Raw genomic sequence first — 22,760 nt, forward strand, 5'->3', positions numbered from 1 at the left:
CCACGGTACGTCTCCTGCCGCGGAAGCCCCGTTGACACCATCCGCATGCCCTCGCGCATCTGGCCGGCACCGGCTGGCAGGGCTGGACCCAGTGGTGGCCCACCGCCCTGGTCGGCACCGTCGGTCAGGCCCGTCCGATGGAGGCCATCCGCATCGCCATCAGGGCGTGACCCGGCGGCTCCCGGCCGTCGCCGCGGGCCGCGGCGACGGGAACCGGAATCCCGTGCCTCGGGACCCGGTCCGGACCTTGTCCCGTTCCGTTTGTGCAGACCGGGGCGTATGTCCGATGCCGACCGTCCCGCACCTCTAGCGTGCCTCCGTGGCACATATGCCTTGTGCCGCGGAGAGGAGAAAAATCCCCCGTGGGAATGCCGCGCATCCCCGGAGTCCTCGCCCGTGCGGCGGTCGCGTTACTCGCGGGCGTCACACTCGTCCTGGCCGGGCCGGGACCGGCCCACGCCACGGCCACCCTGAACATCCCCGCGCCGCAGCCGGGCGGGATATCCGCGACCGTGAAGCTCTTCGGCGCCAAGGTGCCCCAGCCGTACAACCCGGACCCCACGGCGTACACGGGCGACCGCAAGTGCCGGCTCCTGTACCACGACTACGAGCCCACGGCGGGCTGCGGCGGCTTCAAGGTCGAGGTCACCTTCCACAACGTGCGCAACCAGCTCGGGTACCAGCCCAGCGGTCCGGTCAGCCCGGAACTGCCGATCACCGACGGGCAGTACAAGTTCTCGGCCTCCGCGGACACCGCCCGCACCTTCCGGTGCCTGCGGCCCGGCGGCGGTTTCGATCCCCGCCACAACCTGGTCGTACGCACCACACAGCAGCCGCTCTCCAACAACTACTACTTCGCCGACGTCGACTGGACCATCTCCGAACTCCAGACCTACCCCGACCGTGATGCGGGTCCGCCCTTCTACGTCAACTTCGCGCCCGTCGAGGTGAACTGTCCGCAGGGCACGACGGCGCACCAGTACGGGCTCAAGGTCTCCAACATCAAGATCACCGCGCATACGCCCTACGTCTTCGGCAGTACGGTCTGGGCCCACCCCGGTCCCTACTACGCCTGACCAATCCGCCGCCGGGCCGGGTGAGACCGCGCCGAGTGCTCTCACGGGTGCGGGACGGAGTCGTCCGTCACGGGTGCAAGACCGCCGGGAAGCGGTCGCCGAAGCCTCCACGGAGGCGGCTTCCCGGTCCGGCGCGGCGGCTCCGGGGGTGCCGCGTCCGGCACCCGCGTGCTCCGGCGGCCCGGCGCCGGGGAGGACGGGCCGGGCTCCCGGAATGTCCCGGGGCGTTCCGGTGCTGCCACGGGACCGAAGGCCCTGGTCCGAGCGGGATTCGCGGTTTATCGTACCTTTGCGGAAGGGGAAACCCGCGCGGACGAGGGGGGAAGCCGCGAACCGGACCGACGAATGGAGGATGCGCGTGCGGTCGCCTCAGCCTTCCGGCACCCCCAACGGGGCACCGGGCACCAGCCCCGTCGGGGAAGCGGACACCGGACAGTCCTGGGACATCGCCGTCGGACCCGCCGTTCGACCCGCCGTTCCCGGCGCTTTCGCGCCCGACGACACCGCCCAGGGCGCCCCGAGCGCCGCGCTGCTGCGCCGCGTCGCCGGATTCCACGAGTCCGGGGTGCGGTCCGCACGCTTCCTGTGGTGCGAGGACGGCCGGTGGGCCCGGTGCGGACTGGAGCTGCGGCCGGGGACCCCGGGCACCGTCGCGCTGACCCTCAGCCCCCTGCCGGGACCGCCCTCCGGGCTGACCGCCCGCGAGATCGACATCATCTCGCTCGTCGCCCTCGGGCTGTCGAACCGGGAGATATCCAGCCGCCTCGGCACCAGCATCCGCACGGTCACCACCCAGGTCGAGCGGCTGCTGAAGAAGCTCGGCCAGGACTCCCGCGCCGGTGTGAGCGCGCTCGCCGTCGACCGTGATCTCATCCGCCTGCCGATCCCGGGCGGTGTCGAGCACCGCTCCGGCATCCGCGTACTGGACATCGAACGGCACAGCGCCACCGTGTCCGCCGTCGCCGCGCCCACCCGCCGCGGGGGACGGCGCGGCGGCCGTGACACCCTCCGTATCGGCACCATCGCCGTCTCCGGGGCGTTCGCCGCCGACGGCTGCGAGACCGCCCAGGGCGCGGCACTCGCCGTCAGCGACATCAACACCCTCCGCCACGACCACGGCCGGTCCGTCGAGCATGTGACCGTGCGGATCGACCCCCTCGACGAGGAGTCGGTACGGACCGGGCTCGCCACGCTCGTCGAGGCGGACGTCGACGCCATCACCAGCAGCTACGCCAGCGCGCTCAGCCCCGCCGTCTTCGAGTTCGCCGCGGACTTCGGCCGGACGTTCCTGCACACCAACACCTGGACGCGCAGTGTGGACGCCGTGCGCGAGGACCCGCGCCGCTACGGGCACGTCTTCCAGACCTGCCCCTCCGAGACCACCTACCAGGCGGCGCTCCTGGCCTATCTGCGCACCCGGCCCACTCCGGGCGACCACGCCCACCGGCTGGCCGTCGTCGAGCTCGACGGCTACGGCTGCGCGGTCACCGACCGGAACTTCGAGACCCGGGTACGGGAGGCGGGCTGGCGGGTCACCTCGACCCACCGGGTCGGGCTGACCGTCGAGCACGTCGACGAGCTGATCGCCGGGGTGCTCGCCGACCGCCCGGACGTGGTCGTCCTGTCGCATCTGTCCGTGGAGACCGCCGCCGAACTGCAGAACGCCATCACCCGGCACAGCCCGAACCAGCTCACGTACCACATCTACACCCCGTCCGTGCCGGGCTTCGCCCGCCGGATCGAGCACGGCGGCGGCCAGGTCGTCTGGTCCACCGTGACCGGCCGCCCGGACGACCCGCTGGGCCGCCGCTTCACCGAGTCGTACGCGCGCACCTTCGGCACCCCGCCCGGCCGCAGCCAGGCCAGCGCCGCCTACGACCAGGTGCGGATGCTGCACGCGGCCTTCTCGATCACCGGCTCGTACCACCCCGGGGCCGTGGGCGGCTATCTGCGGGAGTCCGCGTACCGGGGCGTCAACGGAACCTATCTCTTCGCCGACCCCGGGCAGTCCGTGACGGGCTATCCGTACGGCTCCGGTGACCAGAGCCTGTCCCAGCCCACGCTCACCTACCGGCTGTCGGGCGACGGACAGGAGATCCTGTCCGTCGCCTGACGGCGCGGACCGGAGATCCCGTCCGCCGCCCGGCGGTGGCGGCGGAGGGTGTCAGGACTTCCCGGCGAAGAACTCCGTGTAGTCGTAGCTCACCCGGGGCACCGCGCAGGGGTGCCCCAGCACCAGATGCATGGTCCGGCGCTGCGGCTCGATGACCGCGCTCGCGACCGTCGAGCCCTGCTCCAGCTCGTGCTCCTCGGGGTTCGGGTGGCAGCACAGCGCGTCCGGGTAGTTCTCGTGGTCGCTGAGCACCTCGTGCCAGCCGGCGACCGACGGCCGAGGCATCAGCTCCGCCATCGCGATCGCCCGCTCCCGCCGGAACAGCGTGTCCGGCATGACCTTGGGCCCGTGATCGGTGGCGGAGGACGCGAACGCCGAATCGTCGCTGTCGAAGTGGTTGGCGTGCACCAGATACCCGCCGGGGCCCACCGCCCGCCAGCTGATGTCCGACGCCGAACCGGGGCGGGTCTCCGCGTCCACGGCCCGGCCGTCGCCGACGATCAGATAGTTCGCCGACGACGAGCGGTCGACGGACATCAGCATGTCCTCCGCCGCGTCCACGGACTCCGTCTCCAGCAGGGCCCGCAGCAGCAGGTGGTACGGCATGCCCGGGGCGCCCACGTCCAGCGAGGTCACCAGCGCGTTCGTCAGCACCGTCAGACCGGCCGAGTTCATGCCGAACTTCGCCAGCAGCCCGGCCTCGACGACCGACACCCACCGGGGGCCGTTGGTCGGCTCGGTCTCCAGGACCACGACCGTGCCGTGGGAGAAGGGGATCCAGTCCCAGTTCTGCCCCACGATCGGCTCGGGGCCGCGCAGATCGCAGAACGAGGTGCACTCGGCGGGAGTCCGTCCGCCGTCCGCCGCGAGCTTGCGCGCCTTGCCGGAGAAGAGGATCTCGGTCCGCAGATTCAGGGCGAGGATGTCGGTGAACGCGACTCCCGCGCCCTCCGCGATGCCCTGCATCTCCTCCAGATAGTCGGCGTCGAACCGCTCCACGACCGGGACGAAGGTCTCGGCCAGCGCGGTCGCCGCCTCCCAGGGCATGTCCGCGAACCTGGCGTAGACGCGCTCGTAGCTCTCCAGGGACAGCTGGATCCGGTCGGCGGCCGCGGCCCCGTACTGCCGGCCCCGCCCGCGGGCCCCGCCGCTCGCCCGGACCACCAGGGGTGTTGTCGTACTCATGAGGCGCTCTGCCCTCCGTCCACGGCGATGACGGTGCCGCTGACGTACGCGGCCTCGTCCGATGCGAGGAACAGGCAGACCCGCGCGACCTCGTCGGCGGTACCGAGCCGCCGGGCCGGGATGCGCCGGAGGACCTGTTCGAAAGCCTCGGGGTCGTGCGACACGGTCGTCATCGGGGTGTCGATCACCCCGGGCGCGACCACATTGCACCGGACCCCGCCCGGCCCCCACTCCACGGCCAGCTGACGGGCCAGGGACACCACCGCGCCCTTGCTCGCGCTGTACGCGGCACTGGGCTCGCCCGCGTCGCCGCGCGCGGCCGCGATGCTGGACAGCAGGGTGACACTCCCGCCCTCGCCGCCCTTCAGCATGCGCTCGGCGGCAGCGGCGGCGACCAGCAGGGAACCCCGGGCGTTGATGTTCACGACGGTGTCCCAGTCCGCCGCCGTGGTCGTGACGGCGGGCTTGAAGCGGTAGATCCCCGCGCAGTGCACCAGCGCGTGCGGAGCGAGCCCGCCCCACTCCTCGTCGACCCCGGCGAAGGCGTCGCGCACGGAGCCCTCGTCGGTGATGTCGCAGTGCCGGGTGACCACGCCGTCGTCCTCGCGCGTCTCCTCCCCGACCAGGTCCAGTCCGATGACGGACCAGCCGAGCCGGGAGGCGCCCGACGCGGTCGCGCGCCCGATGCCCGAGAGGGAGCCGGTGACGACCAGTCGTCGCTGCGTGTTCATGAGGTGAGAACTCCTCCGTTGACGTTGATGGTCTGCCCGGTGACGTACTCGGCACCCGAGAGCAGATAGTGGACGGCGTCGGCGACGTCCGCCCCGGCGCCGTGGCGCCCGAGCGGGACCTCGGCGGCCACGAGGTCGCGCTCCTGCTCGAAGGGCCGACCGCTGCGGCGGGACCGCGCGTCCAGTTCCTCGCGGTGCATCTCGGTCATCACATACCCGGGCGCGACCGCGTTGACCGTGCAGACGGGGGCCAGCTCCAGACAGAGCGTCCGCATCAGCGACTGCACGGCCGCCTTGGAGGCGCTGTAGGCGCCGGCACCCGGCGTGGGCTGCTGGGCGAAGAGGGAGCCGATGACGACGATCCGGCCCGTGGCGCCCCGGGCCGCCGTCCGCTCCAGCTCCGGCCGTACGGCCCTGATGCCGTGCAGCACCCCGAAGAAGTTGATGTCGAAGACCCGCCGGATCTCGTCGTCGGGGGTGTCCAGCAGCGGCGTCTCGGGACCGCCGACGGCCGCGTTCGCCACCAGGGCGTCGACACCTCCGAACGCCTCCACCGCCGTCCGGGCCATCGCGGCCGCGTCCTCGGGCCGGGAGACGTCGGCGACCAGCCCGGCCGCGTGCTCCCCGGTCGTGTCCAGGCCGCGGGCGGCGGCCGTCACCTCCGGGTCGACATCGGTGAGGAGGACGTTCCAGCCCTCGGCCACCAGCCGCGCGGCGATGGCGTGCCCGATTCCGCGCGCGGCGCCGGTCACCACCGCCGTACGCCGGGTGACGGCCGTACCCCGGGTCACGACAGCGCCCCGGAGGCGTCACCGGCGGTGGCGGCCGTGCCGGAGGCCGCACCGCGTACGGCACCGGCGATCTCGCCGCACCGCGCGAACCAGATCCGGTCGCGCTCCCTGACGGAGGTCAGGAACCTCTCCAGCATCCGCAGCCTGCCGGGACGCCCGATGATCTGCGGGTGCACGGTCAGGGTGACCAGCCCCCCGGCCTCGTGGATCGCGGAGGTCTCCTCGCTCCACAGCTCCGCCACCTCGCGCGCGGACCGGATCGTCCGGTCCCAGCTCGTCGCGTCGAACCAGAAGTGCGGAGCGTCGTCGAGGGACCAGTGGACCGGGATCTCCACCAGGTCGTGGCCAGGATGGGCGTACGGGGTGATCGCGTCCATCATGTTGGAGGAGTAGCGGAACCCGTTCGCGACCAGCAGATCCAGGGTGTTGGGGCTGATGTCCCAGGACGGCGAACGGTATCCCTCGACCCGGTCGGTGAACCGGCGCAGCACCTTCAGCCCGCGCTCCAGCTCCGCAGCCTCCTCGTCCCGCTCCATCAGATGGGGGGAGCGGTGGGTGAATCCGTGGTGCCCGATTTCATGACCCCGTCCGGCCACGGATTCAAGGATCGCGGGATATCTTTCCGCGTCACCGCCGCAGACGAAAAAAGTGGCCGGTATGTCGAGCCGGGCCAGCATGTCCAGGAGCTGGGGAACCGCGATCTGCGCCCCGTACCGGGCCTGGGAAAGAACTCCCGGGCGGGCGGCGTTCGCGGGGTCCTCGGCGAGCCACAATTCCTCGGCGTCGAAGTCGACCGTCAGCGCCATTGCCGCCCCATAGCCGTCTGGCCACATACGAGGTCCTCTCTCCATTACGGGATAGAGGAACACGTTAACGGCGGGGGTCCGCTTTGCGAACTCCGTAAGATTACGTACACATGCCCTGGTGACGGACGTGCCGGGGCTGGTGGGACGGGTCACTCCGCGGCTGTACGTACAGTTGCGTATGTCGGTCACCGCCGGGGTTTGCCACCCTTCGGGAATCGATTGAACCCCCGTTGAACCGACGGGCGCGGAGAGGAATCACGCCGGTGTCCAGTCCCACCACTGAAAAAGCACCTCAGCTGACGAGAGTGCTGCGGTTGCCCGCGATCGTCCTGTTCGGCCTCACCTACATGTCCCCCGTCGCCGTATTCACGACGTACGGCATCGTCAACGACGAGACCGGCGGCCATCTGCCCGCCGCCTATGTGCTGGCACTCGGCGTCATGCTGCTGACCGCGCACAGTTACGGGCGCATGGTGCGCAGCTACCCGGCGGCCGGTTCCGCGTACAAGTACGCGCAGAAGTCCTTCGGCGGCCACATCGGGTTCCTGACCGGCTGGACCCTGATGCTGGACTATCTGTTCCTGCCGATGGTGTCCTTCCTGCTCGCGGGCATCTATCTGCACGCCGAGTTCCCGGGGGTCCCCCAGGGCGTGTGGAGTGTGGGCGCGCTGCTGCTGGTGCTGGTGTTCAACGTCCTCGGCGTGAAGTTCATCAGCAGGATCACCGCGATCGTGATGGGCATCACCGGACTGCTGCTGGCCTTCTTCGTGATCGTCGGCGGCTCGAAGTCCCAGGTGGGCGCGGGCGACGCGTTCCAGGCGTTCATCCCCGCCTCCGACCAGTGGGGTCTGCTCGCGGGCGGAGCGGCCATCCTGGCGCTGAGTTTCCTCGGCTTCGACGCCGTCTCCACCCTCGCCGAGGAGGCCCACAACCCGCGGCGGACCGTGCCGCTGGGCATCATCCTCACGACCGCGATCGGCGGCGGTCTGTTCATCCTGGTGGCCTGGATCGGTTCCCTGGTCCGCCCGGACAATCAGTTCACCAACTCGGACTCCGCGGGCGCGGAGCTGATGGAGACCGTCGGCGGCAACGCCCTGAGCGGGGCGTTCACCGCGGTCTATGTGCTGGGCTGTATCGGTTCCGCGATGGTCTCCCAGGCCAGCGTCTCCCGCATCATCTTCTCCATGGGCCGCGACGGGCTCCTCCCCAAGCGGGTCTTCGGCCGCCTCCACCCGAAGTTCGGCACCCCGGTGGGTGCGCTGATCGCTGTCTCCGCCGTCGCGGTGCTCTCCGTGGTCCTCACCCTCGACCAGGCCGTCGTCATGATCAACTTCGGTGCCCTGGCCGCGTTCTCGATGGTCAACCTGAGCGTCATCAAGCACTACCTCTTCGGCGCCGACCGCGAACTCGGACCGCGCTCCCTGATCGTCAACGGTCTGCTGCCCGGTCTCGGCTTCGCCACCACGGTCTGGCTGTGGACGAGCCTCACCGGGACGACCTTCGTCGTCGGTCTGCTGTGGATGGCGGCGGGCCTCGTGATCCTCGCGATCACGACCCGGTTCTTCACCCGCCAGCCGCCCGAGCTGCACATGGACGCGGGCGACAAGGACGACATCGCCCTCACTGCGGAGGACGGGACCCCGGACTCGCCGGAGACCGTGGGCGCGCGGTAGTCCGGAGAGCCCGGAGACCTGGCGCGAGCCCGGAGCCCGGAGTCGGCCCGTCCGCCGGCCCGGCTCCGGGCTTCCGGGTTCTCGGGCCCCGGCCCCGGCGCGCGGACCGCGGCCTCCCCGGCCGCTCAGGTCTCCGCGTCCGGGCGGCGCAGCGCTTCGAGGATGTCCCGCACGGGGATGTCCTCGATGCCCGGTTCCGGTTCCGGGTGCGGCTCACCCGCGTCGATCCTCTCCCGGTAGCGGTGGGCCACCGCCCTGAGATCGGCGGCGACCTGATCGATCGGGTCGGCCGCCGGATCGTCCGGGACGATCAGGGTCGTGGTGTGGACGACCTCGCCCCAGACGCTGAGGCTGAACCGGCCGGGCTCGAAGCCGGTCGCGTCCTGGATGTTCACCGACGGCAGCCGCCACTGCTCCGCCGCCAGCAGCTCCCCCCGGAGCCGTTCGACCTGGATCAGGCTCGTCGACCCCTTGTCGGGGTCGAAGTGGTCGATGATGTCGTCGGCCATCTGGATGCGCAGTACCGTTCCGCGGTGGAGGGCACGCTGCCCGGCCTCCCGCCACGACCACGCGTTCCAGGCGGCCCCCTCGCTCTCCTCCAGCCCGGCGAGATCCTCCAGGATCAGGCTCTCGGTGTACCCGGAGGGGACCAGCCGGCACAGTGACCGGGCCGCCAGCAGCGTCCACCGCGCCGAGTCCGACCCCAGCGACCGCTGTACGGCGGCGAGCCGGCGCAGCGCCAGCGTGGCGCCCGGGTTCTCCTCCAGCTCCAGCCACTGGAGCGCGCAGCGCCGCAGATGGTCCTCGGCGGTCCGCGGGTCCCCGGTGCCCTCGGCCGCCGTGGCCAGCAGATCGTGCAGTTTCGCCCGCGGATACGGGTCCCCGGGCTCGGTGAGCGCCATGGCCTCCGTCAGGGGCGCCCGTGCCTCCTGGAACCGCTCCACGGCCAGCAGCTGTTCCCCGAGGCGCCGCAGCGCCGTCGCCACCCCGGCGGCGTCCTCGGCCGCGCGGTGCAGTTCCAGGAGCCGTTCCAGCGCCGGGACCGCCTCCGGCACCGGCGCCTGCGCGCTCTCGACCTCGTCGGCGAAGACCGTCCAGGCCCTGATCTCGGCGGCCGGCATCCCGGTCTCCCGGGCGAGGGACGCGGCCTGCCCGGCTCCCTCCAGTACGGCGGTCATGTCGTGGCCCGGGTCCTGCCGGTCCCGTTCCACGGACGCCAGCAGCAGCTCGATCCGGTGGTCGGGCAGATCGAACGTCTTCGTCAGGGCGTCGGCCGCCAGCCGGTGCCGGCCGGCCTCCTCGGCGTCGTCGAGGTAGCTGTGCAGGTGGAACAGCCGCATGACGGACGTCAGTTCCAGCAACTGGTCGCCCATGGCACGGCTGACGTCCCGCGCGACGGCGTAGTGCTCCTTCGCCGTCTCGTAGTCCTCGCGGACCGACGCGATGTCCCCGAGCGTGAACTCGCAGCTCGCCTCGACGCGTACGGATCTCAGCCGCTGGTTGAGCCGGATCGCCTCACGGACCAGCCGGGTCGCCTCGTCGGTGTCCGGGGGCCGCTGGTTCAGCCACACCGCCGCCAGTTCCTGGAGCGCCATGGACTGGTGGAGGGGCAGATCGAGCCGCTTGAAGTCCTCCAGCACGGCCCGCATCTCGCTGCGGGCCGTGTCGAGGTCGTCCTCGCGGAGGTACTGCACCAGCGCCCGGTCGTAGCGGACACCGGCCACCGCGACCCCCCGGTCCTTCACCTTCCCGGCGGCCGCCATCGCCTCCGTGAACAGCCCGGCGATCCGGGCCCGCTCGCCCGCGCCGCCGTGGCCCGCCCAGTACCGGGCGAGGGTGCGCAGCGCATCGGCGAGGGTGCTGTCGCGCCCGTGCAGCCGGGACAGCGCGATCGCCTCCGTGACCTGAGCGTGGCACCGCTCCGGTGCGCGGCGGCCGGCCTCGGCGGCGGAGTAGCTGAGGATCGCGGCCCGGTCGCGCGGATTGTCCGGGGGACACAGCTCCAGCGCCCGCTCGTAGTACAGATCGGCGTCCGTCGGGTGCCCCAGCTCGCTCTCCGCGTTCGCGAGCTGGAGGAACAGCCGGTGCACCCGGGCGTGCTGGAGCATCTCCCGGCAGATCGCGGCGGACCTGCCGAAGCGCATCCAGTTGAACTCGACCTCCGCCAGCGAGATCGCGGTGTCGACGGCCAGCTCCGGCAGTTCCCCCTCCACGGCGAGGCGGTGGACCTCCCGCAGGATGCCGTGGTCCAGCAGCCGCGCGTCCGCCTCCTCCAGGAAGTCGCCCAGTTCCTCGGCGAGCCGCCGGGCGCACCGGGCCGCCCGTCGCCGCCGCTCGCGCGGATCCGTGAGCGCGAACAGCGGATCGAGCATCAAAGGCACCCGGAACCGGGTCCCCCCGCCCTCCACCGGGGTGCGCTCCAGCAGGCTCAGCCCCGCCAGCTCATGGGCGCGCCGCTCGGTCTCGCCGGGGTCCGTGCCGGTGAGCCGGGCGAGCGTGCCGACCGGCACCGGCAGCAGATACGGCGCCGCCGCCTTCAGCAGATCCCGGGCGGCGGAGTCGATCCGGTCCATCAGCATGGGCGCGAAGATGTTCTTTTCCAGGAACTCCCCGCGCTTGTCGCGCAGCCGGGCCCGCAGCGCCTGCTCGTCGATGTCGCCGTCCATGTCGCTGCGCGCGACGTTGAACAGCCACTCCAGCAGCCGCGGATTCTGCCCGGCGAGCCGGCGGGCCCAGCCCACCACCGGCGGCGGCAGCGGCGCCTGCTGCTGCAACCGGTCCACCAGCCGGTCGAGTTCGGGTTCGAGCAGCGGATGCAGCTCCATCCGCTCCAGATGGCGTACGCAGTCCAGCGCGGGCAGATAGCGGCTGGTGATCACGATCCGGTGCACGGTCACCGACGCCCGGACCGCGTCGACCAGATCGGCGAGCACCGCGGCGGCCTCCGGCAGGGTCACCGGCCGCCCGTCCACCAGCTGCAGATCGTCCGGAGTCAGCCGGTCCTTGCGGAAGTTGAACTCGAACTCGTCCAGCACGATCAGCAGATTGGGCGCCCGGTCGAGGAACGACAGCAGCTGCCTGCGCAGCGGCCGGCCCGGTGTGGGATCGCCGAGGGCCGGGGCGAGGCGGGGGTCGTCCTGGATGGCGCTCAGCAGGGAGCCCTCGTCGAGATGGCCGTGCAGCCACAGGGTGTGCCGGTCGCCGTCGACCAGGCGCTCCCGGATCCGCTGCGCCAGGGTGGTCTTGCCGACACCGCCCATCCCGTGGACGATCAGCCCGGCGGACGGCTGCTCCAGGTCCCAGAAGTCCAGCAGCCGCAGCGCCCGCTGGATCTCGCGCCGCCGCCCGACGAACCGCCGGGGATCCAACGGCTCCCCGGCGAATCCGGAGCGGGACCTGCGGATCACCCGGTCCCGGCCGGGCGCCCGCGCGGGGGTGACCAGCGGCCCCGGCAGCCCGCCGCGCACGAACATCCGCAGCAGATGCCAGTACGGCACCGAGTCCCGGACCAGCCGCCGATAGGTGCCGGCCAGCGCGACCGCGGGCGACAGTCCCTCCGCGAGCTGCTGGTAGAAGGCCGCGGCCGCCCCGGTGGCGGCGCTGTCAGGCACGGGCCGGCCCCACCCCAGGACCAGCGGCGCGGAGCTGCGGGCCAGCGACTCGGCGAGCGAGGCGACCGCGCCCGACTCCGGTGACTCGGCGGTACGGCAGCCGGAGAGGAACACCACGTACGGGGACCGGCCCAGACCGTCGTGGATGTCCTCGGCGGTCGCGGACACCGCCTCGCCGTGCGGCCCCTCGGCGAGGAACCGCGGCCCGTCCTCCGCCAGCACCGCGTGCCCGGTCAGATGGACGACGTCGACGTCGCCGCGGGAGTACTCCAGCACCCGGTGCCGCAGCTGCTCCAGCTCGCCGCTCTCCTCCACCTCCAGCTCGATCCGGAAACGCCGGGTGGCCTCCCAGATCGTCGCCTGCTCGGCGTCGTGGTCGAGCGCGCCGCCCGCGGACTCGGGCGCACACGCCATGAACGCCAGCCGCAGGGGTCTGCTCTGCGGGCTGCGTACGCCGGCCGCGCCGTCCACCTGCCGCACCGGAACGACCGGGTTGGCCGCCGCGACCAGAAAGGCCTCGCCGTCGTGGAGCAGCTCCCACGGCAGATGCCCGAACCCGGCGCCCGTGCCGATGACGAGCGCCAGCACGTCCCACGATCCCCGGGTCCGCCCGATGAATCCCGACAGCCGCCGTTCCGGGGTGTCCAGGAACGTGAACAGCCGGGTCCCGTACGACTCCAGGAGCGCGCGGGCCTCCCCCGGATCGGCCGGGAGCGGGGCGTAGTAGTCGGTCTCCGCGCGCGCCAGCATGTCCTCGATCGAGGAGAGCTCGACGGGCGCGGTGCCGGGCTCGGTGCCCGGCCCGTAGTCGTAGCGCAGTACGGCCCGTCCGGGGCCGAGCCGTTCGACTCGGATGGTGATGGTGCGTTCGCGCTGGTCCATGGCCCGGGGTCCGCCCGCGGGGCCGCTCAGTCGTCCAGCTCCGGCGGCGGCGCCAGCAGCCGGGCCAGCGCGGCCTCGTCGAGGGAGTCCAGGGCGATCCTGCGGCCGTCGACCAGCACCATCAGCACCCGGTCCGGGCGGTCGGGCCGGCCCTTCCAGCGCTTCCACCACCGCGTGATCTGCTCCGCCAGCGCGGCCGACCCGGCGGCGATGCCCACGACGGCGGCGACCGTGACGAGCACGGGCTCCTTGTTCGTCGGATCAGCGGCTATCAGTTCCACGTCGTCGTGGACACCGGGCAGCGCGGCGAGGTCCTCCGCGGCTCTGTGGAACCCGTTGCCCTCGACCAGGATCCGAACCGTCACGAAACCCCCCAAGGCTCAGCTGATCGCTGTTCATATCGTGCCCCAGGAGCCCGGGTTGGGGAAGCGAAACGGCTACGAACGGGTGCAGCGCCCGGTGGGAGAGCTCGCCGGCGGACGGCACTGGAGTCCCTGGTCGGCGGAGCTCCCGCTCAGATAGCGGCCGATGCAGGCGTTGGCGGTGTTCCGGCCGCGTTCGCCGCAGAAGGCGAGCGCGGCCCGCCCGTCCGCGAACGGCCCCGGCGCGTAGATCACCCAGAAGCCCGGCCGCAGCGAGGCGTAGTCGTCGCTGCGGACGTAGACCGCCTCCGGTACGGACTCCCGCACCCGGGCGAGCCGCAGGTCCCGCGCGTCGGTGCCGGAACTCACCGGCTCCGAGAAGAGCTGGGCGATCCAGCGGCCCCCGGAGGCGGGCGGGGGAGCGGACGGCCGCTCCGGCGCCGGCACGGGCTCCCGTTCGGACTCGGGGGCGGGCTTCGACGCCTGTGGGGACGACGGCGCCTCGGCCTTCGGGGAGGCCGTCGGGGAAGGCGTCGAGGAGGGTGCCGGGGACGGGGCGGAGGAGGACGCGGCCGATGCGGGCGGAGCAGCGGCACCGGCCGGGCCCGGCCGTGCGTCCGACTTGTCGTTCCCCGCGTCGCGCAGGGCCAGGAGCAGCGCGGTCGTCGCGACGACCGCCACCACGGCGATCACGGCGACGACGACGGCGGCGGTACGGCTCCGGGACCCGTCCCGGGGACCCGGGGAGCCCGGCACCGACGGGCTCGGAACCGTCGCGTCCGGCACCGGGGGCCGGGGGGTGTCGATCCGGGTCGGTACGGGAGGCACGGTCCCCAGCCCCCCAGGCCCGGGAGGAGGGCCGGGAGGCAGGGGCGGCGGCACCACCGAGGTCATCGTCGGCCGGGCCCACTCCGGCACCCCGCCCGACTCGACCCGCGCCAGCATGGCCTCCAGCGCCGCGGCGTCCGGCCGCGCCCCGGGATCCCGTACGAGCAGGGCCTCCAGTACGGGAGCGAGCGGACCCGACCGCACCGGGGAGGGCACCGGCTCGTCCAGTACGGCGGCCAGTGTCGCGAGCGTCGTCGGCCGCCGCAGCGGACTGACACCCTCCGCGCACACGTACAGCACGACCCCCAGCGACCACAGATCGGACGCCGGGTCGTCGTTCCGCCCCCGGATCCGCTCCGGCGCGATGTACTCGGGCGAGCCGACCAGTTCCCCCGTGGCCGTCAGCGAGGTGGACCCCTGGAGTGCCGCGATCCCGAAGTCCGTGAGAACGGCGGTCCCGTCCGCGCGCAGCAGGATGTTCGCGGGCTTCACGTCCCGGTGCTGGATGCCCGCCGCATGGGCGGCCCGCAGCGCCGACAGCACCTGACGGCCGATCCCGGCGGCCCGGGCCGGGGCCATCGGGCCGTCGTTCAGCCGCTCGTCCAGCGAGGAGCCGGTCACCAGCTCCATCACGATCCACGGATGCGGATCCGTGTCCACGATGTGATGGACCGTCACCACATGGGGATGGCTGAGCCGGGCGAGCGCGCGGGCCTCGCGCAGCACGCGTTCCCGTACGGAGTCGGACGCCGCCCCCTCGTGCCGTACCTCCTTGAGGGCGACCTCCCGGTGCAGGGCGGTGTCCCGCGCCCGCCACACGGTGCCCATTCCTCCGCTGCCGAGCCGTTCGATCAGCTCGAACCGCCCGTCGACCATCTCCCCCGGTGTACTCATGGCCGACAGATTAGACGAAACCGCCCTCCCGGCTCTCCTCCGGCCGCGGCACCCGCTCAGCCCGGCACCCGCTCCGGCGGCGGCCGCCCGCCGTCACCGCCGCGCGTACCGCCGGGCCAGCGCGTGGAACGCCTCCTTGGGCTCCCAGTGCCAGTCGGACGACGGGTCACCGGGGTCGTCCTTGATGACCTTCACCAGGGAGTAGCTCGCCATGTCGAGGTCGTACCGGGGCTCCGCGCGGTGCGGCGACTCGGGGGTGACGAACTCGAACGCCATCGCCGCGTACAGGCCCATCGACTCGAAGACACCGAGGAGTTCGGTGAGATAGGCGGCCTGGACGCGCTCGCTGCGCACCGGATCCCCGATGATCTCCGGCGGCTCCTTGGAGTAGTCCACGATCGCCCACCCCATCCCGCCCCGCTCCGGCGCGCCCTCGAAGGTGCAGGTCCCGAACTCGGTGATCGCCAGCGGCTTCCCCCAGCGCAGATAGCGGGTCAGCTCGCGGACGTACTGCGACCGGCGGGGGAAGTACGAGTAGTAGTCGATGCCGACGATGTCGAAGAGGTTCCAGTCCACGACGTCGTCCTGCGCCGCCGCGTAACTCAGCCTGCCGTGGAACACATCCCTGCCGACGCCCGCCGCGAGCGCGGTGAAACGGTTCAGCCGCCGCTGCATCGCCACCGGGTCGACGTTTCCGTTCATCAGGTTCTCGATCCGCTCCAGCACCGTGTCACCGGGCACGATGCCCGGCACGAACAGCCAGAACTCGCAGCCGACGCTGAGGTCGACCGCCGCACCCTGCCGCCGCAGGCGCTCCGCGAACCGGCCGCACTCCGCGAGATGTTCCAGGATCTCCCCCTCGGGCCGGTCACCGAGCGTGGGCTCCAGCCAGATGTGGAGCCCGCGCTCCGCCGCCTCCCCGGCGGTGGCCGTGAGCCGCTCGACGCCGTCCCCGGTGACCTTGACCGATCCGGCGTGGAGCCGGTGCGCGATGGCGCGGATGTCCCCCCGCATGCGTGCGGCGCTCCACGCGGTGCCCGGGGTGTCCCCGGCAGCGAGCGTGTAGCACACACCCCGGTGCCTCACCCCGCGCCGCCGGCCCGGGCCGCCGTCCGCCGCGGCCGGGCTCCCCGTCCCCAGCGCCGCCGCGGCCCCGACCGCTCCCGCCCCCGCCAGAAACCGTGCCCTGCTGATCCCCTCGTACCGCACCCGTTCCTCCTCCTGATCCGGTGTGGCCGCCAGTCTGGCCGGGTTCGGCACACCGGTATGTCGTCCCTTGGTCTACGGACGTACGGCCAAGGTATGAACTCCGCGACCGCCGCCGGGAGGGCGGTGACGCGACCCCCACGCGCCGCCCCTTCCCGCGGGCCCTCAGGAGGTTCCGGCACCGAAGTCCGGGGCCCGCTCGCGCGGGACATCCGCCAAAGCCGGGCGCGACCGCGCCGGTGGACACCCGAAGCGCTCGCGGAACCGGTGCGTGAGATGGGCGTGGTCCGTGAACCCGGCCGCCGCGGCGACCTCCGCGAGCCGCAGCCGCGTGCGGCCGATGAGCTGGCACGCGAGGTCGAGCCGGACGGTCAGCACCTCGCCCCGGAAGGTCGTACCGGCCTCGGTGAAACGCCGCTGGAGTGAGCGGGGCGCGATCCCCAGAGCGCCCGCCACGTCCGCCAGCCGCCAGGAACGCGCGGGGTCGAGGGCGACCCACTGGCGTACGGTGCCGACCGGATCACGCGCTTCGGGCGCGGCGGGATCGGGCCCCTCCGGGCCCCACTCCAGCCGCCAGCCCACCACCGACGGGGCCGGGCTCCGCCACGCGGCGGCGGGCGGGAGCACCGCCCCGTCCGCGCCGATCAGCCGCACCGCGGGAGCGCTCCCGGTGACCGCGCCCGTGAAGACCTCGTACACGGCGCACACGAACAGGGTCTCGGGGAGCTGGGGAGAGCGGCCGAGGTGGGCCCGGTGACGCACGGACAGGGCGCGGCCGTCCACCGCGACGTCGGTGGTGTGGCCCACGTGGAACCACCGCTCGGCCAGGCGGGACGCCGACACCAGCCCGGGCAGCCCCGCACTCGCCATCAGCGCCTCGACGACCGGGTCCCGCGGGCGGTCCAGCAGATGCCGGGCCGCGTCCCGCACGGCCGGCCGGCCCCTCGCGTACAGCGCGGTGAGCAGCCGGGTGTGCAGCTGCTCGGGGACGGGCGCTCCCGCGGCCAGCAGGCGCTCCGCGACGTCCTCGGCCGATCCGGCACGCGCGGTGTCCGTGCGCAGGGCCCGCAGTACGGCGCGCACCATCGCGGGATGGACGTTCCGCTCCATGTCCGCCGACGGTGCCATGGCGCGATCGTACAAGCGGCCGTCCGGGGCGGGCGGAATCGTGGCGCTATGGACATGCGGGGAGCACGTTTTCTGATCACCGGCGGTACCAGCGGCGTCGGGGCCGCGCTGGTGCGGGCCCTGGCCGGCCGGGGCGCCCGTGTGGCGATCTGCGGCCGGGACACGGCGGCGGTGGCGCGCGCCGGTGCCGGGGGTGTGCACGCGTGGAGGGCGGATCTGTCCGTGCCGGGCGAGGCCGCACGCGTCGTCGCGCTCGCGGCGGGCCGGCTCGGCGGTCTCGACGTCGTCGTCGCCAACGCCGGCGTCCAGTACCCGACGCCCCTGACGTCCGGCCCCGCGCCCGAGGTCCTGTCCCGCGCGCGGGAGGAGATCGCGGTCAACCTCACCTCGGTCGCCGAACTCGCCGCCGCGTCCTGGCCCCATCTCGGTGCCTCGCCGGCGCCCGCCGCGTTCGTCGCCGTCACCTCGGGTCTCGCGTACGCGCCCAAGCGCAGCGCCCCCGTCTACTGCGCGACCAAGGCCGGAGTGCACATCCTGCTGGAGTCCCTGCGCCACCAGGCCCGGCGGGACACCCCCGGGGTACGCGTCCAGGAGGTGGTGCTCCCGCTCGTGGACACCGGTATGACGGCGGGCCGTGAGGGACCGGCGCGGAAGCTCTCCCCGGACGCGGCGGCGGGCGCGATCCTGCGCGGGATCGACCGGGGCCGGGACGTCGTCGCCGTCGGCGCCTCCCGTGCGCTGCTCGCCCTGCTGCGGGTCGCGCCGCCGGTGGGGAAACGCATCCTGCGCGACGCCTGAACGGCGCGACGCGGCGGGGGTGGCGGGGGTGGCGCGGGACCCGGGAGCGGCCGGTCAGTCTCCCGGCCGAGCGATCCGGCCGGTTTCCGCCGGGCGGGGGAGAGGGAGTTCACCGCCGCTGCCGGGAAGTCCGCCTGCCCCGGGGTGGGTTCGGGTACCCGGCCGGTGCGGGGCCGGTTCGGGTGCGGATACCCGGCGGGTTCGGGTTCGTGGGTGCGCGGCCGGTCGGGGGTGGGGGTTTCGGGTGACGCGGCCCGCTCGGGTACGGGGGCGGGCGCCCCGGGCTCAGCCCCGGCCGATGTACGGCATCGCCGTGGCCATCACCGTCACGAACTGCACATTCGCCTCCAGCGGCAGCTCCGCCATGTGCAGCACCGTCCGCGCCACATCCGTCGCGTCCATCACCGGCTCCGCCGCGACCTCGCCGTGTGCCTGGAGGATCCCGGTCTCCATCCGCCGGGTCATCTCGGTCGCCGCGTTGCCGATGTCGATCTGGCCGCAGGCGATCCCGTACTCCCGGCCGTCGAGCGACAGCGACTTCGTCAGACCGGTGATCGCGTGCTTGGTGGAGGTGTAGGGGGCGGACCGCGGGCGCGGCGCATGGGCCGAGACCGAACCGTTGTTGATGATCCGGCCGCCCCGGGGCGACTGGTCCCTCATCGCGCGGAACGCCGCCTGCGCGCACAGGAACGCGCCCGTGAGATTGACGTCGACCACAGCACGCCACTCCTCGTACGGGATGTCCTCGAAGCGGACGCCGCCCGGGCCGGGGACCCCCGCGTTGTTGAAGAGCAGGTCGACCCGGCCGAAGTGCTCCCGGACCGCGGCGAAGAGCGAGGTCACCTGGTCCGGGGAGGTCACATCGGTGGGGACGCACAGCATCCGCCCGCCCGCCGCCGACGCCGTCTGCTCCAGCGCCTCCGCTCTGCGGCCCGCCACCGTCACGGACCAGCCCGCGTCCGCCAGGACGAGGGCGACACTCCGGCCGATGCCCGAACCGGCACCGGTCACCACCGCGACTTTTCCCCTGCTCATGCGCCGCAGCCTAGTGTGGTGACCGGGAACGTTCACCGGCCTGCGACGCCCGGCCACGGCACTTCTCCCCTCGTAGCCCTGCGGGCAGGGGTGGTGCCCCCTGCGTTGTCGGACCGCGCGAGTACGGCGCGTACGAGCTGCGGACCTCCGCCTCGCGCTGCACCGCACCGGACAGCAGATCCAGCCGTTCCACCCCCAGCCGCCGAAGGCTCAGCTCCGCCTGCTGTTTGAGGTACTCGGGGCGGCCCAGCGGCACCCACTCGGACGGCGACGGCCGCGTGACGCCCACCTTGGTGGAGATCACCAGCCCCTCCCGGTAGGGGCGAACCCCAGGCGCCGCACCGGAAGGTCCCCACCGATCGTGGTCGTCTGCGGATGCGAATGAACGCATTCTTCCTTGCTGCCCGTGGTGTCTTTCAGGGGGGCGACGGTAGGAGAACTCCCTGGCGGCACGGAGGGATCGCGTATTACTTCCGCAAGTCCGGTGCTCCGGCGCGGAATTCGCGGAACTACCTCAGCAGGTTCCGCAATTGCCCGGTCCCGGCGAACCGATTCACCGCGCGGCGGCACCGGTCGTTCGTGGCGGAGTACCCGCGGGGCTCGAAAGGGACTCGACCCCTCCGGGAGAGCTGCGAATATAGGAGACCGTTCAACGATATGGAGAGGTCATGCCGAAGCCGGACAGCGGCCCCGCGGGTGGAGAAGGACCCATAACGGCTTCGGAGCCACGGGACGCTGCGGGTGCGGGTGCGGGTGCGGGTGCGGGTGCGGGTGGGGGACGGGCGCCGGGTGCCGGCTCGTCGGCTGTTACGGCGCCGGTGGCGGCGGCCCGTCGCGTGGGACTGGTGGTCACCTTCGTACTCGGCGGCCTCACCGCGCTTCCGCCGCTCTCCATGGACATGTACCTTCCGGCGCTCCCCGCCGTCACCGAGTCGCTGGCGTCGCCCGCCGCGACGATTCAGCTCACGCTGACGGCCTGCCTCGTGGGTATGGCGCTCGGACAGCTGGTCATCGGGCCGATGAGCGACCGCTGGGGGCGCCGCCGTCCACTGCTGGCCGGGATGGCCGTCTATGTCGTCGCCACCGCGATCTGTGCCTTCGCCCCCACCACTGAACTGCTCATCGCCTTCCGTCTCGTCCAGGGACTGGCGGGCTCGGCCGGCATCGTCATCGCCCGAGCGGTCGTCCGCGATCTGTACGACGGCGTGGAGATGGCCCGGTTCTTCTCCACCCTGATGCTGATCTCCGGCGTCGCGCCGATCATCGCGCCGGTGATCGGCGCGCTGGTGCTGCGGGTGACCGACTGGCGCGGCATCTTCGCCGTGCTGACGGTCGTGGGGATCCTGCTCACGCTGGTGGTACTGCGGTGGCTGCCGGAGACGCTGGCACCGGCCCGGCGGCACGGCGGCGGGGTCGGTGAGGCCCTGCGCACGATGCGCGGTCTGCTCGCGGACCGCTTCTTCCTGGGCTACATGCTCACGGGCGGCCTCGCGTTCGCCGTGCTGTTCGCGTACATCGCCGCGTCGCCCTTTGTGGTGCAGGAGATCCACGGGGCGTCCCCGCAGGTCTTCAGCCTCCTGTTCGGCGTCAACTCCATCGGCCTCATCGCGGTCGGCCAGCTCAACGGCAAGGTGCTGGTGGGGCGGGCCAGCCTCGACAAGGTCCTCGGGCTCGGTCTGGCCGTCATCGTCCTCGCGGCGACGGCGCTGCTGCTGATGACCGCGGGGGTGTTCGGCGACGTGGGCCTGGCCGGGGTCTCGGCGGGGCTGTTCGTCCTGATGTCGGCGATGGGCCTGGTGCTGCCCAACACCAACGCGCTCGCCCTCACCCGCACCCCGCATGCGGCGGGGTCTGCGTCGGCGCTGATCGGCACCTCGTCCTTCATGATCGGCGCGGTCGCCTCCCCGCTCGTCGGTATCGCGGGCGAGACGACGGCGGTCCCCATGGCCGTGGTCCAGCTGATCTGTGCCCTGGCAGCGGCGAGCTGCTTCCTGCTCCTGCGCAGGCCGTGGAGCCGCCGGCGGGGGGTTGCGGGCTGAGGCCACTCCGGGTGGGGGAGGTGGGGAGCGCCGATCTCGGCGGTGAGCGGTGCTCGCGTTGGCGAACGCCGCTCGGCTCGACGACCTGTGCTCGCGGTTGGGAGCGGTGCTCACCGGAGCGGTGCTCGTGCGCGAGAGCAGTGCTCACATTGGTGAACACCGCTCGGCTCGACGACCTGTGCTCGCGCCGGTGAGCAGCGCTCACATTCCCGGGACCGGCCCCGCTCGGCCTAGAATCTCTCGGTGAACGCCAGTCTTCCCACCGCCGAAGCCCTGCGTGGCGCACTTGCCGCGCTGCTGGACGGATTGCCGCCCACGCAGGCCGCACAGGCCGTCGAGCGGCTGATCGTCAACTACCGCGGGGACACCCCGACCGATGCGCCCGTACTGCGGGACCGGTCCGATGTCGCCGCGTACGCCGCCTACCGGATGCCCGCGACCTTCGAGGCCGTACGGTGCGCGCTGGGCGCGCTCCGGGACGCGGCGCCCGAGTGGGTGCCGCGCACCCACACCGATGCCGGCGGTGGCACGGGCGCGGCGAGCTGGGCCGTGGCGGAGGCGTGGGAGGGTGCGGACCCGGCGCCGCTGACCACCGTTCTGGACTGGGCCGAGCCCGCGCTGGCGCTGGGCCGGGAGCTGGCGGCCGCCTCGGGAGTGCCCGCGCTCCGCGCCGCCCGCTGGCAGCGTTCTCGTATCAGCTCGGCGCTCCGGATCGAGAGCACTGATCTCGTCACGATCTCGTACGTCCTCAAGGAACTGACCGGGAACGACCGCGCCGCCTTGGTCGCCGAAGCCGCCCGTGAGGCCCGCGCCGTGGTGATCGTCGAGCCCGGCACCCCCGACGGCTACGCCCGCGTCATCGAGGCCCGCGACCGCCTCGTCGAAGCCGGTCTGACGATCGCCGCGCCCTGTCCGCACAGCGACGCCTGTCCGATCGCTCCCGGCGCCGACTGGTGCCACTTCTCGGCGCGGGTCAGCCGTTCCTCGCTGCACCGCCAGGTCAAGGGCGGGTCGCTGGCGTACGAGGACGAGAAGTTCAGCTATGTCGTGGCCACCCGTTTCCCCGTCCGGCCCGCCCCCGCGCGTATCACCCGCAAGCCGCAGATCCGCAAGGGCCTGGTCCTGCTCGACCTCTGCACCGCCGACGACGGACTGCGCCGCGAGACCGTCACCAAACGCCTGGGCCCCCTCTACAAGGCGTCCCGCGACGTCACCTGGGGCGAACAGTGGCCTCCGCCCGAGGCCCCGGCACCCGACGCCCCGCGCCCGTGACGGACAGCGTCATCGGCAGCCGTGGCCACGGCGGGTTCACCGGGGTGGTCCTGGGCTCCGTCGCGCAGCACTGCACCCAGCACGCCCCCTGCCCCGCGGTCGTCGTCCGCGGCCCCGACCACTGATCCGCCTCCCCCGTTCCCCCACCCTTCTCGTTCCCCCAAGGCCTCCTGCGCCCCGTGAGCCTGATGGGTGACGAAGGTGGCCGTGGCTGCCGAGCCTGCCTGTCCCCACCGGTTCCGGCCGCCTCCGCCCTTCCCACCCGGGTTGTGGCTGCCTCCACCGTCCCCCTCACGCCTTGTGCCTGGTGAGTGAGCCGAAGGGGGCCGT

The 22,760-nt window shown here is 72.8% G+C and carries 19 protein-coding genes; 8 read left to right on the forward strand and 11 right to left on the reverse strand.

Features of this window, described 5'->3' with window-relative positions; genetic code table 11:
- The first annotated feature begins 59 nt into the window (after window positions 1-59).
- The 3 genes from ACFYT4_RS28835 to ACFYT4_RS28845 all read left to right on the forward strand — a co-directional run bounded on the left by ACFYT4_RS28835 (window position 60) and on the right by ACFYT4_RS28845 (window position 3,189).
- Entirely contained in the window at window positions 60-170 is a 111-nt protein-coding gene (locus tag ACFYT4_RS28835) for a hypothetical protein (RefSeq protein ID WP_389275353.1), read from the forward strand.
- A 192-nt stretch (window positions 171-362) separates the two neighbouring features.
- Window positions 363-1,076: a hypothetical protein gene (locus ACFYT4_RS28840; RefSeq protein WP_389275212.1), complete on the forward strand. Its 714-nt coding sequence runs from the start codon at window positions 363-365 to the stop codon at window positions 1,074-1,076.
- Between the two features lie 358 nt (window positions 1,077-1,434).
- Entirely contained in the window at window positions 1,435-3,189 is a 1,755-nt protein-coding gene (locus tag ACFYT4_RS28845; RefSeq protein WP_389275215.1) for an ABC transporter substrate-binding protein, read from the forward strand.
- Window positions 3,190-3,240: 51 nt separating this feature from the next.
- On the opposite strand, the gene ACFYT4_RS28850 is transcribed toward ACFYT4_RS28845, so the two are convergent.
- The 4 genes from ACFYT4_RS28850 to ACFYT4_RS28865 are packed head-to-tail and all read right to left on the reverse strand — an operon-like array spanning window position 3,241 to window position 6,702.
- Window positions 3,241-4,374, reverse strand: a complete 1,134-nt coding sequence (locus ACFYT4_RS28850) for a C45 family autoproteolytic acyltransferase/hydolase (protein WP_389275217.1) — start codon at window positions 4,372-4,374, stop codon at window positions 3,241-3,243.
- Window positions 4,371-5,105, reverse strand: a complete 735-nt coding sequence (locus ACFYT4_RS28855) for an SDR family NAD(P)-dependent oxidoreductase (protein WP_389275220.1) — start codon at window positions 5,103-5,105, stop codon at window positions 4,371-4,373. Before ACFYT4_RS28855 ends, ACFYT4_RS28850 begins: the two co-directional genes overlap by 4 nt.
- The gene (locus tag ACFYT4_RS28860; RefSeq protein WP_389275223.1) at window positions 5,102-5,896 is read right to left on the reverse strand and encodes an SDR family NAD(P)-dependent oxidoreductase; all 795 of its coding nucleotides are present in this window, start codon (window positions 5,894-5,896) and stop codon (window positions 5,102-5,104) included. The genes ACFYT4_RS28855 and ACFYT4_RS28860 overlap by 4 nt, the downstream gene beginning before the upstream one ends.
- A complete protein-coding gene (locus ACFYT4_RS28865; RefSeq protein WP_389275226.1) occupies window positions 5,893-6,702 on the reverse strand; it encodes a polysaccharide deacetylase in 810 nt (269 codons plus the stop codon). Before ACFYT4_RS28865 ends, ACFYT4_RS28860 begins: the two co-directional genes overlap by 4 nt.
- A gap of 263 nt (window positions 6,703-6,965) precedes the next feature.
- Between ACFYT4_RS28865 and ACFYT4_RS28870 the strand changes: the two genes are divergently transcribed.
- Window positions 6,966-8,375, forward strand: coding sequence for an APC family permease (locus tag ACFYT4_RS28870; RefSeq protein WP_389275229.1), 1,410 nt, complete (start codon window positions 6,966-6,968; stop codon window positions 8,373-8,375).
- A 125-nt stretch (window positions 8,376-8,500) separates the two neighbouring features.
- On the opposite strand, the gene ACFYT4_RS28875 is transcribed toward ACFYT4_RS28870, so the two are convergent.
- From ACFYT4_RS28875 to ACFYT4_RS28895, 5 genes are all read right to left on the reverse strand, one after another.
- The gene (locus tag ACFYT4_RS28875) at window positions 8,501-12,868 is read right to left on the reverse strand and encodes a CHAT domain-containing protein (protein WP_389275232.1); all 4,368 of its coding nucleotides are present in this window, start codon (window positions 12,866-12,868) and stop codon (window positions 8,501-8,503) included.
- A gap of 26 nt (window positions 12,869-12,894) precedes the next feature.
- On the reverse strand, window positions 12,895-13,233 hold the full coding sequence (locus tag ACFYT4_RS28880; protein ID WP_389275235.1) for a hypothetical protein: 339 nt from the start codon (window positions 13,231-13,233) through the stop codon (window positions 12,895-12,897).
- Between the two features lie 72 nt (window positions 13,234-13,305).
- A complete protein-coding gene (locus tag ACFYT4_RS28885; protein ID WP_389275238.1) occupies window positions 13,306-14,952 on the reverse strand; it encodes a serine/threonine-protein kinase in 1,647 nt (548 codons plus the stop codon).
- Window positions 14,953-15,045: 93 nt separating this feature from the next.
- On the reverse strand, window positions 15,046-15,966 hold the full coding sequence (locus tag ACFYT4_RS28890) for an abortive phage infection protein (protein WP_389275240.1): 921 nt from the start codon (window positions 15,964-15,966) through the stop codon (window positions 15,046-15,048).
- 357 nt (window positions 15,967-16,323) lie between these two features.
- The gene (locus tag ACFYT4_RS28895; RefSeq protein ID WP_389275243.1) at window positions 16,324-17,286 is read right to left on the reverse strand and encodes a helix-turn-helix domain-containing protein; all 963 of its coding nucleotides are present in this window, start codon (window positions 17,284-17,286) and stop codon (window positions 16,324-16,326) included.
- A gap of 48 nt (window positions 17,287-17,334) precedes the next feature.
- On the opposite strand from ACFYT4_RS28895, the gene ACFYT4_RS28900 reads away from it, so the two are divergent.
- Window positions 17,335-18,084 carry an SDR family NAD(P)-dependent oxidoreductase gene (locus ACFYT4_RS28900; protein WP_389275246.1) on the forward strand — a complete coding sequence of 250 codons (750 nt, stop codon included), beginning with the start codon at window positions 17,335-17,337 and terminating at the stop codon, window positions 18,082-18,084.
- Window positions 18,085-18,369: 285 nt separating this feature from the next.
- Here ACFYT4_RS28900 and ACFYT4_RS28905 read toward each other — a convergent pair whose 3' ends face one another.
- Window positions 18,370-19,119 (reverse strand): SDR family oxidoreductase, encoded by a 750-nt coding sequence (locus ACFYT4_RS28905; RefSeq protein ID WP_389275249.1) that lies wholly within the window; start codon window positions 19,117-19,119, stop codon window positions 18,370-18,372.
- A 10-nt stretch (window positions 19,120-19,129) separates the two neighbouring features.
- Window positions 19,130-19,510 (reverse strand): aldo/keto reductase, encoded by a 381-nt coding sequence (locus ACFYT4_RS28910; protein ID WP_389275252.1) that lies wholly within the window; start codon window positions 19,508-19,510, stop codon window positions 19,130-19,132.
- Window positions 19,511-19,787: 277 nt separating this feature from the next.
- Between ACFYT4_RS28910 and ACFYT4_RS28915 the strand changes: the two genes are divergently transcribed.
- The 3 genes from ACFYT4_RS28915 to ACFYT4_RS28925 all read left to right on the forward strand — a co-directional run bounded on the left by ACFYT4_RS28915 (window position 19,788) and on the right by ACFYT4_RS28925 (window position 22,555).
- A complete protein-coding gene (locus ACFYT4_RS28915; RefSeq protein ID WP_389275255.1) occupies window positions 19,788-21,158 on the forward strand; it encodes a multidrug effflux MFS transporter in 1,371 nt (456 codons plus the stop codon).
- Between the two features lie 243 nt (window positions 21,159-21,401).
- Window positions 21,402-22,430 carry a small ribosomal subunit Rsm22 family protein gene (locus tag ACFYT4_RS28920; RefSeq protein WP_389275258.1) on the forward strand — a complete coding sequence of 343 codons (1,029 nt, stop codon included), beginning with the start codon at window positions 21,402-21,404 and terminating at the stop codon, window positions 22,428-22,430.
- Window positions 22,427-22,555: a universal stress protein gene (locus ACFYT4_RS28925; protein WP_389275261.1), complete on the forward strand. Its 129-nt coding sequence runs from the start codon at window positions 22,427-22,429 to the stop codon at window positions 22,553-22,555. Before ACFYT4_RS28920 ends, ACFYT4_RS28925 begins: the two co-directional genes overlap by 4 nt.
- The last annotated feature ends 205 nt before the right edge of the window (window positions 22,556-22,760 follow it).

The sequence above is a fragment of the Streptomyces sp. NPDC004609 genome, assembly GCF_042873655.1.
GTDB lineage: Bacteria > Actinomycetota > Actinomycetes > Streptomycetales > Streptomycetaceae > Streptomyces.

Bases quoted from the DNA above. Each gene is read 5' to 3' on its own strand.
- ACFYT4_RS28850 (WP_389275217.1), bottom strand. From the start codon at position 4,374: ATGAGTACGACAACACCCCTGGTGGTCCGGGCGAGCGGCGGGGCCCGC.
- ACFYT4_RS28855 (WP_389275220.1), bottom strand. From the start codon at position 5,105: ATGAACACGCAGCGACGACTGGTCGTCACCGGCTCCCTCTCGGGCATC.
- ACFYT4_RS28865 (WP_389275226.1), bottom strand. From the start codon at position 6,702: ATGGCGCTGACGGTCGACTTCGACGCCGAGGAATTGTGGCTCGCCGAG.
- ACFYT4_RS28875 (WP_389275232.1), bottom strand. From the start codon at position 12,868: ATGGACCAGCGCGAACGCACCATCACCATCCGAGTCGAACGGCTCGGC.
- ACFYT4_RS28885 (WP_389275238.1), bottom strand. From the start codon at position 14,952: ATGAGTACACCGGGGGAGATGGTCGACGGGCGGTTCGAGCTGATCGAA.
- ACFYT4_RS28890 (WP_389275240.1), bottom strand. From the start codon at position 15,966: ATGCGGGGGGACATCCGCGCCATCGCGCACCGGCTCCACGCCGGATCG.
- ACFYT4_RS28895 (WP_389275243.1), bottom strand. From the start codon at position 17,286: ATGGCACCGTCGGCGGACATGGAGCGGAACGTCCATCCCGCGATGGTG.
- ACFYT4_RS28900 (WP_389275246.1), top strand. From the start codon at position 17,335: ATGGACATGCGGGGAGCACGTTTTCTGATCACCGGCGGTACCAGCGGC.
- ACFYT4_RS28905 (WP_389275249.1), bottom strand. From the start codon at position 19,119: ATGAGCAGGGGAAAAGTCGCGGTGGTGACCGGTGCCGGTTCGGGCATC.
- ACFYT4_RS28910 (WP_389275252.1), bottom strand. From the start codon at position 19,510: ATGCGTTCATTCGCATCCGCAGACGACCACGATCGGTGGGGACCTTCC.
- ACFYT4_RS28915 (WP_389275255.1), top strand. From the start codon at position 19,788: ATGCCGAAGCCGGACAGCGGCCCCGCGGGTGGAGAAGGACCCATAACG.